The sequence below is a fragment of the Mesorhizobium sp. 113-3-9 genome (assembly GCF_016756515.1).
Classification (GTDB): domain Bacteria; phylum Pseudomonadota; class Alphaproteobacteria; order Rhizobiales; family Rhizobiaceae; genus Mesorhizobium.
On the sequence record NZ_AP023246.1, the window covers coordinates 402,336 to 419,458 of the forward strand.

Sequence of the window (17,123 nt, forward strand, 5' to 3'; positions counted from 1 at the left end):
GCTTCGCTCCTTGCTCCGCCCTAGAATGACGACGTGATGGAGGTTCAGGCTAATTGCCGAAGTATGCGGCCACCAACGCAACATTCGGGCTGTCAAGACTTCCACCTCAAGCGAAGCGATGCCTGGCCGGCAAGTGACAGCCCGGTGGCCCACTGAAGCCCGTTGCCTTGTGCGAAAGCGAGCCTAGGTTGGTAGCCGGATGGCTGCACGACGCCGGTCGCAGCCGAAATGGGCCGCCTGCATGCATCTCGCCATTTCGCTCGATATCGCTGCCGCCACCGGAGAGGCCGTGCTGGATTTCAGCTGGATCAGCAAATTCGTGCGACAGGCAGAAGCAGTCGGCGTCGACATGGTCGCGATTTCCGACACCGCGGACGGGCCATCAAGCAGCCCATTCGAAGCGACGACCTTGCTCGCCGCCCTCGCGACGGTGACCAACAGAATCGGACTGGTCGCGGCGGCCTCGACAGTCGCCCACCAGCCCTACAATCTGGCGCGCCGTTTCGCTTCGCTCGACATCATCAGCCATGGCCGCGCCGGCTGGAACGCGACGATGGCGCGGAGCCCTCGCGAGGCCGCGAATTTCAGCCGGCCGGAAGGATTTTACGACACCGACTTTCGCCGCCGCGGCGAGGAATATATCGGCATCGTTCAGGGCCTGTGGCAGGGCTGGGACGCGGATGCGCTGCTGTTCGACAAGACCGGCGGACGCTTCCATGATCCCGGGAAAATGCACCTGCTCGACCACAGGGGCGAGTTCTTCTCCGTGCGCGGGCCGCTGAACGTCGCGCGTTCGCCGCAGGATACGCCGGTGCTGGTGTTCTCCGGTCTGTCGGAGCCTGACCTGGATATTGCGGCCCGCATCGCCGATGTCATCTTGCTGGAGAGCGGGTCGGTCGAGAGCGCGAAAGTACGCTATGATGATCTGAAGCGTCGCGCCACGGCGGCTGGGCGCGATCCGGATGCTGTGAAGGTGCTGACGAATATCTCGCTAGCGCCCGATGACAGCTCGGCCACCTTGGCCGATAGGCTGGAAACCCAATTTCGCGCAAGAAGCTGCGACGGGTTCAGCATCCAGTTGTCACAGCTTTCGGTATTCGACGATTTCATCAATCGTGTCGCGCCGGAGTTGCGGCGCCGCGGCCTTCTTCGAGAGACCTATCACGGCACGACGTTGCGCTCGCATCTTGGCCTTGCCGGCGGAGGTGAGCAATGAGCGCGCAGATGAAGCTCGGCGCCTTTCTGTGGGCAACAGGCCACCACATCGCCGCATGGCGCCATCCGAAGTCCCATGTGACGGCTGGCATCGACATCGACCATTACATCCAGCTGGCGCGCACGGCGGAAGCGGCCAAGTTCGACATGATCTTCTGCGAGGACGCCGCCGGGCTGCGCGAGGCCAATATCGGCATCGCCAGCCAGACGTCGCGCTCGATCGGCTTCGAGCCGATCAGCCTGCTTTCGGCGCTGGCCGTGCAGACCAGCCGCATCGGCCTCGTTTCCACCGCCTCGACAAGCTACAACGAGCCCTACGGCCTGGCGCGGACGTTTCTGTCGCTCGACCATCTGAGCGGCGGCCGCGCCGGCTGGAACCTCGTCACTTCGGCAAGTCCGATCGAAGCCGCCAATTTCGGTGCGACAGGTCTCAAGCCCCATGCCGACCGCTATGAACGAGCGCGCGAATTCGCCGAGGTCGTCACCGGCCTTTGGCACGGCAAGGCGTCCGGCCACGACGGCCAGAGCTTTTCGGTGCGCGACCCGCTCGACCTGCCGCGCTCGCCGCAGGGCGCGCCGGTCATGGTCCAGGCCGGCGCCTCGGATGTCGGCCGCGATCTTGCCGCCCGCACCGCCGACGTGGTGTTCACGGCGGCTCAGACCTTCGAGGAAGCGAAGGCTTTCTACGACGATCTCAAGGGACGCATGGCGACCTATGGGCGCGAGCCTGACGACATCAAGATCATGCCCGGCGTCTCGCCCGTGGTGGCGGAAACGGAGACTGAGGCCCGCGAGAAGCATGAGGAATTGCAGGAACTGATCCCCGACGATGTCGGCGTGGCGCTGCTCTCCAGCTATCTCAGCATCTCCGATCTTTGGCGCTATCCGATCGACGGGCCGCTGCCCGAACTGCCGGAGAGCGAGGGCATGAAGAGCCGCCAGGCGCTGGTCGTCGAACAATCGCGCCGCGACGGCCTTTCCATCCGCCAGCTTGCCCGCCATTTCGCCGGCGCGCGCGGCCATTGGCGCATTGTGGGCACGGCGGCGCAGGTCGCCGACGAGTTGCAGGCGCGGTTCGAGGGTGGTGCCGCCGACGGCTTCAACGTGATGCCGTCTTATTTCCCGGGCGAGCTCGATGCCTTCGCCACGCTGGTGGTGCCGGAACTGCAGCGGCGCAGTCTGTTCCGCCGGGACTATGAAGGCCGAACGTTGCGCGACCATCTGGGTTTGAAACAGCCGGCCTGAGCCGGCAGCTTCTATGCTTCGTCCATCATGCGCGCCGTGCCCGAGACCCTGATCGACCCGCCTGTCTCGGGCGAGATATCGGCGTGCAGGCGCGAGCGCATGCCCATGTCCTCGCCTTGCACGACATCGATCGCGCCGCCATGCGGCCAGCCGATGTCTCTGAGATAGCCGGCGAAGGCCGCCGTCGAGGCTCCCGTCGCCGGATCCTCATACACCCCGCCGGAGGCAAAGGGATTGCGCGTGTGGAAAAGCCGTGGCGTTTCGGCATAGGCAAACAGGATCGTCACCAGCCCTGCGGCCCGCATCAAGGCCTGGCCGGCTTTCAGATCGTAGCGCATGGCGGCGAGCGCCTCGCGCGATTTCAGCGCCAGAACCAGATGGTCGGCACCGCCATGGATAAGAGCCGGTGGAATGGTTGGATCGAGATCGGTCGCGGCATAGCCGAATAGCGCCAGCGCCTCGGCGATCAGTTCCGGCGGTGCCGGCTTGCTGCGTGTCGGCGGCGACTGCAGCGCGGCAGCGATGGTCGCGCCATCGCGAAAACCCTCGACGGTGATGCTGGCCTGGTTGAGAATCAGCGGGAAAATCCCGTCGCCGAACCGCCGAACAAGGGCGGCCCCCAAGGCGACAGTGGCGTGCCCGCAGAAGGGAACCTCGGTTTCGGGCGAGAAATAGCGAACCCGCCACTTGTCCCCATCCGGCGCGGCGAAGGCGGTTTCCGAGAACCCGACCTCGGCTGCCAGACGCTGCATTTCAGCGGCATCGGGCAAGACGTCGCCTATCAGGACCCCGGCAGGATTGCCGCCGGTGTTGCCATCCGAGAAGGCCGCGATTTTCAGAACGTCCATCTATCCTCACCTCATGCAGGAACGCCCGGTGGATACCGCAAATGGATTTTCCTGCGATTGAAAACAAGCAGGCCAACGAGCAGCCCTTGGCTAACCGGCCAGGGCCTTGTCCTGCTGGACCTGATGGTTGGCATTTGACGAAGCGTTGTGAACCACCAGCGCCGTCATGATCTCGGCAGCGGCAAGTGCCGCGATAACTGGCGGGCGCTTGTCCTTGACGGCGTCGCCGCCGATTGGCGAGACGAGGCGGGAGAATTCGGCTTCGCTGCCTTCAGCCGACTTCAGGAACCAGTTCTTGAACGTCGCTTTCTTGGTCTTCGAGCCGATCATGCCGACATAGCCAGCGTCGTTCCGTTTCAGCGCTTCGGCGACGATCAGGAAATCCAGTGCGTGGTCGTGGGTGAGGATCGCGAAAGCCGTGCCGGCAGGGGCGTTTCGCACCTCGGCCTCGGGCATCGGCGTCAGCCGCGTCTCGACGGTTTCCGGCATGCCCTCCAGCGCCTCGGCCCGTGTCTCGATGACGACACCGTGCACGGGAAGGAGCGCGATCGTCGACGCCAGCGCCTGGCCGACATGGCCGCCGCCGAAGATGTAGACATGCGGCAGATGGGCTTCCTCGGCTTCAGCGTCGGCAATCAGCCTCTGTTCGATTGCCCTGTCGATCAGCCGGATCAGCACCTCGACGCGGCCCCCGCAGCACTGGCCAATCTCCGGTCCGAGCGGAACGTCGAGGGTAGCGCAGATTTCGTCGACCTCGATGCGGGCTTCCTTACCCTCCCCCTTGTGGGGAGGGTCGGACGACGCAGTCGTCCGGGGCGGGGGGCCTTCGAGCGCCGCAGCCCCACCCCGGCCGGCTTTGCCGGCCGACCCTCCCCACAAGGGGGAGGGTGAAGACGCCAGCATCTGCCGGGCCTTGTCGATCGCCATATATTCGAGCTGGCCGCCGCCGATCGTGCCAAGGATCGCCGCCTGCGAGACGAGCATGAAGGCGCCCTTCTCGCGCGGCGTCGAGCCTTTGGTGCCCGCCACCTCGACCAGAGCAAGCCGGCCGGCACTGGCGAGGAAGGCTTTCAGGCTTTGCACGTTCGAGTTCATCGTCTGCATTCCCACCCGGGAAATATAGCGTTTTTCGGCCCGATTTGCACGTTAAGGCTCGATCAGGCCGGTTTTGCCGCTTTCAACCTCTCGATCGCCATCAGCACGCGTTCTGGCGTCGCGGGCGCATCAAGGCGTGGACAAATTCTATGATCGGCGACACTGGCCACCGCATCCGACAGGGCGTGCAGCACCGACATGCCGTGCGGCAGCGGCGGCTCGCCGACGGCCTTGGAGCGATGGATGGTCGGCTCATAGGCCTGCGACCAGTCGGTCAATGCCACGTTGAAGATCTTCGGGCGATCCGACGCCAGCGGGATCTTGTAGGTCGACGGCGCATGCGTGCGCAGCCGGCCCTTGTCGTCCCACCACAGTTCCTCCGTCGTCAGCCATCCCATGCCCTGGATGAAGCCACCCTCGACCTGGCCGATGTCGATCGCCCGGTTCAGCGAACGGCCGCAATCATGCAGGATGTCGGCGCGCTCTACGACGTATTCGCCGGTCAGCGTATCGACCGACACTTCAGAGCAGGCCGCGCCATAGGCGTAATAATAGAAGGCGTGGCCCTGGCCCTTGCTTCGGTCCCAGTGGATCTTCGGCGTCTTGTAGAAGCCGGCGGCCGAAAGCTGGACGCGTGCAATATAGGCCTGCCTGACCAGGTCGTTGAAGGAGACCTCCTGGTTGCCGACGCGCACCCGGTTGGGCAGGAACACCACCTGGTCGACCGGGACCTGGTATTTCTCGGCGGCGAAATCGGTCAGCCGCTGGCGGATCTGGCGCGCGGCGTTCTGCGCCGCCATGCCATTGAGGTCGGCGCCCGAGGACGCAGCCGTCGGCGCCGTGTTCGGCACCTTGGCGGTGGTGGTAGCGGTGATCTTCACGCGCTCGAGGTCGATCTGGAATTCCTCGGCGACAACCTGCGCCACCTTGAGGTGCAGGCCCTGCCCCATTTCGGTGCCGCCATGGTTCATGTGCACGGAACCATCGGCATAGACATGCACCAGCGCGCCGGCCTGGTTGGACTCGGTCTTGGTGAAGGAGATGCCGAACTTGACCGGGGTCAGCGCCAGGCCGCGCTTGATGAAGCGGCTGTTGGCGTTGAAGGCCGAAATTTCCCGCCGCCGCCGCGCATACTTGGCGCTTTCCTCAAGCTCGGCGACGATGCGCTGGATGATGCAGTCCTCGACCTTCTGGTGATAGGGCGTGACGTTGCGGCTGCCGATCGCCTCCATCGGGTCGTAGAAATTCAGCTTGCGGATTTCGAGCGGATCCTTGCCGACGGCGAAGGCGACCTCATCGATGACGCGCTCAGCGCCGATCATGCCTTGCGGGCCGCCGAAGCCGCGGAAAGCGGTGTTGGAAACGGTGTTGGTGTAGAGCGGCGCCGACTTGGCGTGGACATTCGGATAGAAATAGGCGTTGTCGCAATGGAACAACGCGCGGTCGCCGACCGGACCGGTCAAGTCTGCAGAGAAGCCGGCATTGAGCGCGAACATGAAGTCGACGCCGAGGATATTGCCCTCGTCGTCGAAGCCGACCTCATAATCGATGGCGAAGTCGTGCCGCTTGCCGGTAGCGGTCATATCCTCGTCGCGATCGAGCCGGATCTTGACCGCGCGGTTCAGCTTCTTGGCGGCAATGGCGGCGATGGCCGCGCACTGGTTGGCCTGCGTTTCCTTGCCGCCGAAGCCGCCACCCATGCGCCGAACCTCGACCGTCACCGCATGGCTCGGCACGCCGAGCACATGAGAGACAAGGTGCTGGGTCTCGCTCGGCCCCTGGGTTGAGCAATAGACAGTGACCTCGTCGTCTTCGCCGGGCACCGCCAACGAGACCTGGCCCTCGAGGTAGAAGTGGTCCTGTCCGCCAAGCTTCATGCGCCCTTTCACCCGACGGGGCGCGCTGGCGATCGCGGCGGCCGCGTCGCCGCGCCGCAAGGTGAGCGGCGTGGTGACCTGCCTGTCCTTGACCGGATCCAGACCCCAGATGCCGAGGATAGCTGGAAGTTCGTGATATTCTATCCTGGCCAGACGCGCGGCACGGCGCGCCGCTTCCCTTGTTTCAGCGATGACCGCGAAGATCGGCTGGCCGAAAAACTGCACTTTGCCTTCCGCCAGGACGGGATCGTCATGCATGCCGCTCGGCGAGACATCGTTCTCGCCGGGCACGTCGGCATAAGTCAGCACGTCGACCACGCCGGGTGCCGTCCGCACCGCCGAAAGGTCGATGCTCTTCAGGGTGCCATGCGCAACTTTCGACAGGCCCAACCCAACATGCAGCGTACCTGCCGGTTCCGGCATGTCGTCGATATAGACGGCGGTGCCGCTGACATGCTTGTGGGCGGAATCATGCCGCTGATCGGTGGCAACGCCGCCAGTGATCTTCTCGGCCTTGAGATTTGACGTGGCGTGCTTGTTCATCAGGCAGCCTCGTTGCGTGACACCTGGAATGGTGCCCTGGTGCCGGTGGTCTCGACAAAGAAGCGCAGCAACAGATTCCTGGCCGCAAGAGCCCGGTATTCGGCCGACGCCCGCATGTCTGTGAGCGGGGTGAAATCCCTGGCGTATTCGGCCATCGCCGTTTCAACCGTCTCTTCGGTCCAGGGCTTGCCGAGCAGTGCCTGTTCAACGAAAGACGCCCGTTTTGGCGTCGCCGCCATACCGCCATAGGCGATGCGCACATCGGCTACCGTACCGTCCCTGGCCAGCGTCAGGAAAAAGGCGCCGAGGGCAGCCGTGATGTCCTCGTCGCGCCGCTTGGTGATCTTGTGGACCGCGAACTTCGTGCCCTTGGCCGGGACAGAGACATGTACCGCCTCGACGAACTCGCCCGGCTGCCGGTCCTGCTTGCCATAGGCAATGAAGAAGGTTTCCAGCGGGATCGTGCGCCGCTTCTTGCCCTTGCGCAGCGTCAGGCGCGCGCCAAGCGCGATCAAGGGCGGCGGCGTATCGCCGATCGGCGAGCCGTTGGCGATGTTGCCGCCGATGGTGCCCATGTTGCGCACCTGTTCGCCACCGATGCGATCGAACAGCGGCCCGAGCGCCGGGATGCGTTTGGCCAGGGTCGAGAAGGCTTCCGTGTAGGTGACGCCGGCGCCGATCGATATGACGCCCTTGTCCTCGGAGATGGTGCGCAGCCCGTCGAGATTGCCGATGAAGATCACCGGTGAGATGTCGCGCATGTGCTTGGTCACCCACAGGCCGACATCGGTGGAGCCGGCAACGACCGTGGCGCCGGGTTCCTTGTCCAGCATGGCGGCGAAGTCATCGACATTGGCCGGCACGATGAGCCGCTTCTTGCCCGACTCGATCTCTATACGGGCGCCGTCATGCATGGCTTCCAGCCTCGCCGTGATCGCCTTGCGCTCCACCGCCAGCGGATCTTTTGCCGCCTTGCCGTAGCTGGAGATGGCGTGCGCCGCGCGCATGATCGCCTCATAGCCGGTGCAGCGGCAAAGATTGCCTTGCAAGGCCTTTTCGATGGCCGCGTTCGATGGGTCCGGCGACTTCATCCACAGGCCATAGAGCGACATGACGAAGCCCGGCGTGCAGAAGCCGCATTGCGAGCCGTGGAAATCGACCATCGCCTGCTGGACGGGATGCAGCTTACCGGGCTCACCGCGCAGATGCTCGACCGTCACGACATGGGTGCCGTCGAGAGAGCCGAGGAAGCGGATGCAGGCATTGACGCTTTCATAAACCAGCCCGCTGGCGGAGAGCTTGCCGACAAGCACCGTGCAGGCACCGCAATCGCCCTCGGCGCAGCCTTCCTTGGTGCCGCGCAGCGAGCGGTCGAGCCGCAACCAATCGAGCAGGGTCGCGTCGGGCGCAACCGACGACAGCACGACATCCCTGCCATTCAGGATGAAGCGGATTTCGTTTCGGACGGTGACCTTGGCCATGCCTCAGCTCCCCCTGTAGGTCGAATAGCCGTAGGGCGAGATCAGCAAGGGTACATGATAGTGCACCGCCTCCGCCATGCCGAAGCGGATCGGCACGCTGTCGAGAAAAGCGGGCTTGGGCAGCTTTATGCCTTGGCCGCGCAGATAGTCGCCGGCGGCGAACACCAGTTCGTATTCGCCGGTGCGGAACTCAGCGCCTACCAGCAGCGGCGCGTCGCAACGGCCATCGGCATTGGTTGCGACAGTCTTCAGATGTGTCCTGGCCGAACCGTCGAGACGATAGAGTGCGATCGACAGTCCGGCCGCCGGCTTGCCGGTCGCCGTGTCCAGCACATGGGTCGTCAGGCGCCCGCCATCGGCTTTCGACGTTTCAGCCATTGGCCGCCTCCCATCCAGGTACATCAGAACAACAGTGATGAATTGTGCGCCAATTAAAGGCGATGCATAAGTCCCGGTCGAGCGGAGCGCGACAAAAACACTTTCAAAAATTTTCGGGGGAATGCGAGAAGCACCCTTTCGATATCCTGATCATACTTCGGGCGATGCCCGGCGGGAGGGACGATGCGTTACGAAAGAGACATGCGTGGCTACGGAGCCAATCCGCCGGATCCGAAATGGCCTGGCGGCGCGCATGTCGCCGTACAATTCGTGGTCAATTACGAAGAGGGTGGCGAAAACTGCGTGCTCCACGGCGACAAGGCATCGGAAGCCTTCCTGTCGGAAATCGTCGGCGCGGCACCCTGGGTGGGTCAACGCCACTGGAACATGGAATCGATCTACGAATATGGCGCGCGGGCCGGCTTCTGGCGGCTACTTCGCCTGTTCAGCGAGGAGCAAGTGCCTGTGACCTGCTACGGCGTCGCCACCGCGCTGGCACGCTCGCCCGACCAGGTCACGGCCATGCAGGACGCCGGCTGGGAGATCGCTTCGCACGGGCTGAGATGGATCGACTACCGCGACCACAGCGCCGCGGACGAGCGCGGCGACCTCGAAGCGGCGATCAAGCTGCATTACGAAGTGACAGGCCAGCGCCCGACCGGCTGGTATACGGGCCGCACCTCGGTCAACACGGTGCGTCTGGTCGCCGAGGAAGGCGGCTTCGACTATGTCTCCGACACCTATGATGACGAACTGCCTTACTGGTTCGAGCATGCAGGCGGCACGCAGCTCATCATCCCCTACACGCTCGATGCCAACGACATGCGCTTCGCCACGCCGCAGGGCTTCAATTCGGGCGACCAGTTCTTCGCCTATCTCAAGGACAGTTTCGACACGCTTTATGCCGAAGGCAAGGCAGGACGGCCGCGCATGATGAATATCGGCCTGCATTGCCGGCTCGTCGGGCGTCCGGGCCGGGTCGCGGCGCTGAAGCGCTTCGTCGACTATGTGAAGTCGCACGACAAGGTCTGGCTGGCGCGGCGCATCGACATCGCCCGCCACTGGCAAGAGAACCATCCCTACAAGCCGGCGGCACTCAGGCCTTCTAAGATGGAATTCGAGACATTCGTCCACACGTTCGGCGGTGTGTTCGAGCATTCGCCGTGGATTGCCGAACGGGCCTACGAACTGGAACTGGGTCCGGCGCACGATACGGCAGGTGGCTTGCACAATGCGCTTTGCCGCGTTTTCCGTGCCGCCAGCGAAACCGAGCGGCTCGGTGTGCTCAACGCCCACCCGGACCTTGCCGGCAAGCTGGCCAAGGCCAAGCGGCTGACGGCGGAATCGACCCGGGAACAGGCCTCGGCCGGCCTCGACGCGCTGACGGACAAGGAACGCGAACTGTTCTCCAAGCTCAATGCCGCCTACGTCACCACCTTCGGTTTCCCCTTCATCATCGCGGTGAAAGGCAAGACCAAGGAGGAAATCCTGGCGGAATTCGAGGCGCGCATCGGCAACAGCCGCGGCGTCGAATTCGAAACCGCCTGCAAACAGGTCGAGCGCATCTCGCTGCTCCGCCTCACGGACATGCTACCGCAATAGGTTTGAAACCATGGATACAATCAGGATGCCCGACCGAACCTACTACACGCCGCATGGCGGCCATTCCGGTCAATCCGAACTGCTAACAGGCCGCGCCGTCTTCACAGAGGCCTATGCCGTCATCCCCAAAGGCGTGATGCAGGACATCGTCACCAGCGCCCTGCCGTTCTGGGACAAGACCCGCGTCTGGATCCTGTCGCGCCCACTGTCCGGCTTCGCCGAGACGTTCTCGCAATACATCGTCGAGGTCGCGCCCGGCGGCGGCAGCGAGCGGCCGGAGCCCGATGCCGGCGCCGAGGGCGCCCTGTTCGTTGTCGAAGGCGAACTGACCGTTTTGCTCGGCGGCAAGAAGCATGTCTTGCGACCAGGCGGTTTCGCCTTCCTGCCGCCGTCCAGCGGCTGGACAGTTCGCAACGAAAGCACGGCTGCCGTCCGTTTCCACTGGATTCGCAAGGCCTACGAAGCGGTCGACGGTCTCGAAACGCCTGAAGCCTTCTTCACCAACGAGCAGGATATCGCGCCTTCGCCGATGCCTGGCACCGAAGGCCGCTGGGCCACGACACGGTTCGTCGATCCGGCCGATCTGCGCCACGACATGCACATGACCATCGTCACGCTCGAGCCCGGCGCCGTCATTCCGTTCGCCGAGACGCATGTGATGGAGCACGGGCTCTATGTGCTGGAAGGCAAGGGGGTCTATCGCCTCAACCAGGACTGGGTCGAGGTCGAGGCCGGCGACTATATGTGGCTGCGCGCCTTCTGCCCGCAGGCCTGCTATGCCGGCGGCCCCGGCAAATTCCGCTATCTGCTTTACAAGGACGTCAACCGGCACGCCAAGCTCGGCGGGGCTGGCATTGGCGGCCGCTCGCGGTGACCCGCCCCATCTTGGCTCATATCGTCGCGCGGCCGCTGACCCGTGAGGCCTTTGCCGAATTCGGTGATGTCATCGACATGGGTGGCGACAACCACTACCCGATCAATGGCGGCAAGGCCGAGCGCTACCATGACCTGGCGACCGCCGAGGCGGCGGGACCGAACGCCCGCGTGCTGATCTCCATGGTGCGCGGCACGCCTTACGAACTGCCGCTGAAGCTGACCATGGTCGAGCGTCACCCCTTCGGCAGCCAGGCCTTCATTCCGCTGTCGCCGCGCCCGTTCCTGGTCGTCGTCTGCCATGACGGCAAGGAGGGGCCGGGCGAACCGCATGCCTTCATCACCGCGCCGGGACAAGGCATCAACTATTCCCGCAATCTCTGGCACGGCGTGCTGACGCCGCTCGGCGAGGCTCAGGATTTCCTGATCGTCGACCGCGGCGGCGACGGCTCCAACCTCGAAGAGTTTCATTTCTCGCACGCCTACGAGATCCATCTCCCTTGATTTTCGTGCATGTCGCCACCCCGAAACCGGGGGCACTTTTGGCCGGCGTGCAGCAGGAGACCCCGTCATGACCGACATTTCGCTGATCGACCGCCTGCTCGACGTCATCGAGCACGACATCGTGCCGAAGACGGCGGAAGGCGTCGCCCACGGCAACAAGCTGTTCGGCGCGGCGATCCTGCGCAAGGACGACCGTTCGCTGGTGCTGGCCGAAACCAACAACGAGATCGAAAACCCGCTCTGGCATGGCGAGGTGCATTGCCTGAAGCGGTTTTACGAAATGCCCAGGGCTGAGCGTGTCGACACCAAGGACGCGCTGTTCATAGCCACGCATGAACCCTGCTCGCTTTGCCTGTCTGCGATCACCTGGACCGGCTTCGATAATTTCTACTATCTCTTCAGCCACGAGGATTCGCGCGACAGTTTCGCCATCCCGCACGATCTGAAAATCCTGAAAGAGGTCTTCACCCTCGATCCCGGCGGCTACAATGCCGAGAACGCCTACTGGAAGAGTTTTTCGATCCGCAGGCTGGTGCGGGCGCTGCCCGAGGCCGAACGCCGGCGGCTGGAGACGCGCATCGGCACGATCTCGGCACGCTACGACGAACTGTCCGAAGCGTACCAAGCGAGCAAGGCCGAGAACGATATTCCGCTCAACTGAGCGTGTAGAGCAGGTAGCAGCACAGGTCGCATATTTCGCTGCTCCAGTCGCGAATTGCGATTGAAAGTTGCCGTGCCGCGGGGCGTTATGCGCACCATGAAAACCATTACCGAATTCCCCCGCAAAGTCGTCGAATTTCCTGACATGGGCATCGTCATGCCGGATGGCTGCCGGCTGTCGGCGCGGGTGTGGATGCCGGAAGATGCCGGCGACGATCCGGTGCCTGTCATCCTCGAGCATCTGCCCTACCGCAAGCGCGACGGCACCATCTTTCGCGACCAGCTGACGCATCCCTATTTTGCCGGCCACGGCTACGCTTCGATCCGCGTCGACATGCGTGGCAATGGCGATTCCGAAGGGCTGATGGACGACGAGTATTCCGAGCAGGAATTGCAGGACGCCTGCGACGTCATCGCCTGGGCGGCGGCCCAGCCCTGGTGCAACGGCAATGTCGGCATGATGGGCATCTCCTGGGGCGGCTTCAACTGCCTGCAGGTGGCGGCCAAGCAGCCGCCGGCGCTGAAGGCGGTGATCAGCCTGTGTTCGACCGTCGACCGCTATGCCGACGACATCCACTACAAGGGCGGTTGCCTGCTGATCGAGAATTTCGGCTGGGCCTCGACGATGTTGTCCTATTCGTCGCGACCGCCGGATCCGCTGATTGCCGGCGACAACAGATGGCGGGACCTGTGGCTGACCCGGCTGGAGAACCAGTCGTTCCTTGCACCGCTGTGGCTGAAGCACCAGCACCGCGACGCCTACTGGAAACGCGGTTCGATCTGCGAGGATTTTTCCGCCATTCATGCCGCCGTGCTGTCGATCGGCGGCTGGCATGACGGCTACCGCAACACGATCTCGCACCTCGTGACCAACATCGAGGCGCCGGTAAAGGGCATCGTCGGCCCGTGGATCCACAAATATCCGCACTATGCCGGTCCCCAGCCGGCCATCGGCTTTCTGCAGGAGGCCCTGCGCTGGTGGGACCATTGGCTGAAGGGCGCCGAGACCGGCGTCGAGGACGATCCCGCCTACCGCGCCTATGTGATGGACAGCGTGCGGCCGGCACGTTGGCACCCGGAGCGGCCAGGCCGCTGGGTGGCCGAGACAGAATGGCCCTCGCCCACCATCAAGATCCAGACGATCGATCTGCTCCCCAAGGGGAGCCAACCTTCCATCGTCGCCTCGCCGCAGAATTGCGGCCTCGCCGGCGGCGAATATTTTCCGTTCACCTTCGGACCGGAATTGCCGGGCGACCAGCGCCCCGACGATGCGCTGTCGGTGTTTTTTGATCAGCCGCTGCTCACGGAGGCGATCGACATCGTCGGCGCGCCGGAGGTCGAGGTCACGTTCTCTTGCGACCGCCCACAGGCCAACATGGCGATCCGGCTGTGCGACGTGCATCCCGACGGCGCTTCGGAACTGATCTCCTACGGCGTGCTCAACCTGACGCACCGGGCATCGCACGAGTTCCCGCAGGCGCTGGTGCCGGGCGAAACCGTGTCGGCGCGCGTCGTGCTCGATCAATGCGCCTATCGCGTGCCGGCCGGCCACCGCCTGCGCATCGCGGTGTCGAACGCCTACTGGCCTGTCATCTGGCCCTCGCCGCACCCGGCGCAACTCGCCTTGTCGGCCGCGACACTGGCCCTGCCGCTGCGCCCGCTGGCGACAGGCGACGAAACGAGGTTCGCCGAGCCGGAAGGCGCTGCGCCCTGGGCCACGGAAACAGTCCGGCCCGCCAATTCCGAGCGCCATGTCGATCGCGACGAAAAGACGGGGATCGTCACGCTTTCCATATCTGATGATTTTGGCGAGGTGCGCGATCTCGACCATGGCCTGGTCAACGGCAGCGTCGTCCGCGAGACCTGGGCGATCCACCCCGACGATCCGCTGTCCGCCTCGGGAAAAACCCATTGGACCCAGACCCTGTCGCGGAATGAATGGTCGGTCCGTACCGAGACATGGGCAGAGATGCGGTCGGACGCGGAAAACTTCATCGTAAGCGCGAGAATCGAAGCCTATGAGGGTGAAAAAATCGTCTTCGAGCGCAATTTCGAGGAAAAGATTCCACGCGCGCTCGTTTGAGATCCCAAGGCGTTGGTCCAAATGCGACGTACGATTTACGCCACGGCATGTCGCATTCGGTCTTGCTTACGGCATTGGCTTACCCTCATTATTCAGGGAGAATTAAAAACAAAAATCGACCGTAGAGTCGAACCAACAGAGTGAGGAACTCAATATGTCAAACGAACTGGAATTCCTTAGCCGGCGTGTCGCAGCGGGCAAGCTGAGCCGTCGTGACTTTCTCGGCAGGGCGGCGGCACTCGGCATCGCCGCACCTTTCGCCAACTCGCTTCTTTCAAGTGCGGCGCGCGCGGCAGGCCCGGTCAAGGGCGGCACGCTGAAAGCCGGCCTGGTCGGCGGTGAATCCACCAACAGTCTCGATCCGGCACTGATGATGACGCAGGTGCCGTTCGCCTTCGGCAAGTGCTGGGGTGAAATGATCGTCGAGCTGTCCCCCGACGGCAAGCTCGAGAACCGCATCGCCGAAGACATCGGCTCTTCCAAGGACGCCAAGGTCTGGACGCTGAAGATCCGCGACGGCGTCGAGTTCCACAACGGCAAGACCGTGACCGCCGAGGACGTTGCCGCCACGCTCGAGCGCCATTCGGACGAGAAGTCGAAATCCGGCGCGCTCGGCTACATGAAGGGCATCGAGACCATCAAGGCCAGCGGCAAGGAAGTGGTGCTGACCCTGAAAGAGGCCAATGCCGACCTGCCCTACCTGCTCAGCGACTATCACCTGATCGTCCAGCCTAATGGTGGCAAGGACAAGCCCGATGCCGGCATCTCGGCCGGCCCGTATGTGGTCAAGACCAACGAGCCCGGCGTGCGCCATGGCGGCGAGCGTTTCGCCAACTACTGGCAGGGCGACAAGATGGGCCATGCCGACCAGATCGAAGTCATCGTCATCAATGACGCGACGGCGCGCACGGCGGCCCTGCAGGGCGGCCAGGTCAACATGATCAACCGCGTCGAGCCGAAGATTGTCGACCTGATCAAGCGCGTGCCGGGCGTGACCATCCGCAACCATGCGGGTCCGGGCCACTATGTCTTCATCATGCATTGCAACACGGCGCCGTTCGACAACAACGACCTCAGAATGGCGCTGAAGCTCGCTATCGATCGCGAGGAGATGCTGACCAAGGTGCTGCGCGGCTATGGCTCGCTCGGCAACGACTTCCCGATCAACGCCGCCTACCCGCTGTTCACCGAGATCGAGCAGCGCAAGTACGATCCGGACAAGGCCAAGTTCCATTACAAGAAGTCGGGCCATGACGGCACCGTGCTGCTGCGGACCTCGGACGTTGCCTTCCCTGGCGCGGTCGATGCCTCCCAGCTCTTCCAGCAGAGCGCGGCCAAGGCCGGCATCAAGATCGAGCTCAAGCGCGAACCCGGCGACGGCTACTGGAACGAGGTCTGGAACAAGCAGCCCTTCTGCGCTTCCTACTGGGGCGGGCGTTCGACGCAGGACCAGATGTACTCGACCGCCTATCTGTCGACCGCCGACTGGAACGACACGCGCTTCATGCGTCCGGACTTCGACAAGATGGTGCTGGCGGCGCGCGCCGAACTCGACGAGGCCAAGCGCAAGCAGATGTACCACGACATGGCTGTGCTGGTGCGCGACGAAGGCGGCCTGATCCTGCCGATGTTCAACCAGTTCATCGACGCCACCGGCGCCAAGGTCGATGGCTGGGTGGACGATCCGCACCAGGAACTGATGAACGGCTACGCCCTGGCGAAGTGCTGGCTGCAGGCCTGAGTCCGGCTTTGCAGAGATGTCTTCACCCATCCTGAAACTAATCGCCCAGCGCATTGCGCTGGGCATCCTCCTTCTGTTGGCCATATCGGTCCTGATCTTCGCCGGCACCCAGATCCTGCCCGGCGACGTCGCGCAAGCCATTCTGGGACAATCGGCGACACCGGAGTCGCTCGCCAATTTGCGCGAGCAGCTCGGGCTGAACGATCCGGCCTATGTCAGGTATTTCCATTGGCTCGGCGGTGTGCTGACCGGCGACCTCGGCACGGCCATGTCGAGCGGCCAGGATATCGCCACCTCGATCAAGGGCCGGCTGTGGAACACGCTGTTCCTCGCCTTCTGGGCGGCGATCGTGGCGGTGCCGCTGGCGATCATCCTCGGCCTGATCGCCGTGCGCTTCCGCAATGGCTGGGTCGACAAGCTGATCTCCGGGCTGGCGCTCGCCTCCACCTCCTTCCCCGAATTCTTCATCGGCTATCTCCTGGTCTATTTCTTCGCCGTGAAATGGCAGATCTTCCCCGCCATCTCGACCGTCTATGACGGCATGCCGTTCGGCGAGCGGATGCAGGCCATCGCGCTTCCGGCGACGGCGCTCACCCTTGTGGTGCTCGCCCACATGATGCGCATGACCCGCGCGGCGATCCTCAACGTCATGCAGTCGGCCTATGTCGAGACGGCGGAGCTCAAGGGGCTTTCGGCCTTCGCGGTCATCCGCAAGCACGCCTTCCCGAACGCGATCGCGCCGATCATCAACGTCGTCATGCTCAATCTCGCCTATCTCATCGTCGGCGTGGTCGTGGTCGAGGTGATCTTCGTCTATCCCGGCATGGGGCAGTATCTGGTCGACCACGTCACCAAGCGCGACGTGCCGGTGGTGCAGGCGGTCGGCCTGATCTTCGCCGCCGTCTATATCAGCCTCAACATCATCGCGGACATAGCGGCGATCGTCGCCAATCCGCGTCTCAGACACCCAAAGTGAGG

The 17,123-nt window shown here is 63.7% G+C and carries 14 protein-coding genes; 9 read left to right on the forward strand and 5 right to left on the reverse strand.

Translation table 11 applies throughout. The features are described from left to right. The first annotated feature begins 241 nt into the window (after positions 1-241). Both MesoLj_RS01820 and MesoLj_RS01825 read left to right on the forward strand, forming a co-directional pair. The gene (locus MesoLj_RS01820) at positions 242-1,216 is read left to right on the forward strand and encodes an LLM class flavin-dependent oxidoreductase (RefSeq protein WP_202327136.1); all 975 of its coding nucleotides are present in this window, start codon (positions 242-244) and stop codon (positions 1,214-1,216) included. Beyond that, entirely contained in the window at positions 1,213-2,460 is a 1,248-nt protein-coding gene (locus tag MesoLj_RS01825) for an LLM class flavin-dependent oxidoreductase (RefSeq protein ID WP_202324887.1), read from the forward strand. Before MesoLj_RS01820 ends, MesoLj_RS01825 begins: the two co-directional genes overlap by 4 nt. 11 nt (positions 2,461-2,471) lie before the next feature. Here the strand turns inward: MesoLj_RS01825 and MesoLj_RS01830 are convergent, their stop codons facing one another. The 5 genes from MesoLj_RS01830 to uraH all read right to left on the reverse strand — a co-directional run bounded on the left by MesoLj_RS01830 (position 2,472) and on the right by uraH (position 8,682). Then, entirely contained in the window at positions 2,472-3,308 is an 837-nt protein-coding gene (locus MesoLj_RS01830; RefSeq protein WP_202324888.1) for a PhzF family phenazine biosynthesis protein, read from the reverse strand. A 90-nt stretch (positions 3,309-3,398) separates the two neighbouring features. Next, on the reverse strand, positions 3,399-4,403 hold the full coding sequence (gene xdhC / locus MesoLj_RS01835; protein ID WP_202324889.1) for a xanthine dehydrogenase accessory protein XdhC: 1,005 nt from the start codon (positions 4,401-4,403) through the stop codon (positions 3,399-3,401). A gap of 62 nt (positions 4,404-4,465) precedes the next feature. Further along, entirely contained in the window at positions 4,466-6,823 is a 2,358-nt protein-coding gene (xdhB, locus tag MesoLj_RS01840; protein WP_202324890.1) for a xanthine dehydrogenase molybdopterin binding subunit, read from the reverse strand. Further along, on the reverse strand, positions 6,823-8,304 hold the full coding sequence (gene xdhA, locus MesoLj_RS01845) for a xanthine dehydrogenase small subunit (RefSeq protein ID WP_202324891.1): 1,482 nt from the start codon (positions 8,302-8,304) through the stop codon (positions 6,823-6,825). The genes xdhB and xdhA overlap by 1 nt, the downstream gene beginning before the upstream one ends. A gap of 3 nt (positions 8,305-8,307) precedes the next feature. Continuing rightward, positions 8,308-8,682 (reverse strand): hydroxyisourate hydrolase, encoded by a 375-nt coding sequence (uraH, locus tag MesoLj_RS01850; RefSeq protein ID WP_202324892.1) that lies wholly within the window; start codon positions 8,680-8,682, stop codon positions 8,308-8,310. A gap of 183 nt (positions 8,683-8,865) precedes the next feature. On the opposite strand from uraH, the gene puuE reads away from it, so the two are divergent. The 7 genes from puuE to MesoLj_RS01885 all read left to right on the forward strand — a co-directional run bounded on the left by puuE (position 8,866) and on the right by MesoLj_RS01885 (position 17,121). Further along, positions 8,866-10,284, forward strand: coding sequence for an allantoinase PuuE (gene puuE / locus MesoLj_RS01855; RefSeq protein WP_202324893.1), 1,419 nt, complete (start codon positions 8,866-8,868; stop codon positions 10,282-10,284). Between the two features lie 10 nt (positions 10,285-10,294). Then, positions 10,295-11,158, forward strand: coding sequence for a bifunctional allantoicase/(S)-ureidoglycine aminohydrolase (locus tag MesoLj_RS01860; RefSeq protein WP_202324894.1), 864 nt, complete (start codon positions 10,295-10,297; stop codon positions 11,156-11,158). A gap of 11 nt (positions 11,159-11,169) precedes the next feature. Beyond that, positions 11,170-11,661 carry an ureidoglycolate lyase gene (locus MesoLj_RS01865; protein WP_202327138.1) on the forward strand — a complete coding sequence of 164 codons (492 nt, stop codon included), beginning with the start codon at positions 11,170-11,172 and terminating at the stop codon, positions 11,659-11,661. A gap of 67 nt (positions 11,662-11,728) precedes the next feature. Continuing rightward, positions 11,729-12,322 (forward strand): nucleoside deaminase, encoded by a 594-nt coding sequence (locus MesoLj_RS01870; protein WP_140770193.1) that lies wholly within the window; start codon positions 11,729-11,731, stop codon positions 12,320-12,322. Between the two features lie 96 nt (positions 12,323-12,418). Beyond that, on the forward strand, positions 12,419-14,404 hold the full coding sequence (locus tag MesoLj_RS01875) for a CocE/NonD family hydrolase (protein ID WP_202324895.1): 1,986 nt from the start codon (positions 12,419-12,421) through the stop codon (positions 14,402-14,404). 154 nt (positions 14,405-14,558) lie between these two features. After that, positions 14,559-16,145: an ABC transporter substrate-binding protein gene (locus tag MesoLj_RS01880; protein WP_140770197.1), complete on the forward strand. Its 1,587-nt coding sequence runs from the start codon at positions 14,559-14,561 to the stop codon at positions 16,143-16,145. 16 nt (positions 16,146-16,161) lie between these two features. Next, positions 16,162-17,121, forward strand: coding sequence for an ABC transporter permease (locus tag MesoLj_RS01885; RefSeq protein ID WP_202324896.1), 960 nt, complete (start codon positions 16,162-16,164; stop codon positions 17,119-17,121). The last annotated feature ends 2 nt before the right edge of the window (positions 17,122-17,123 follow it).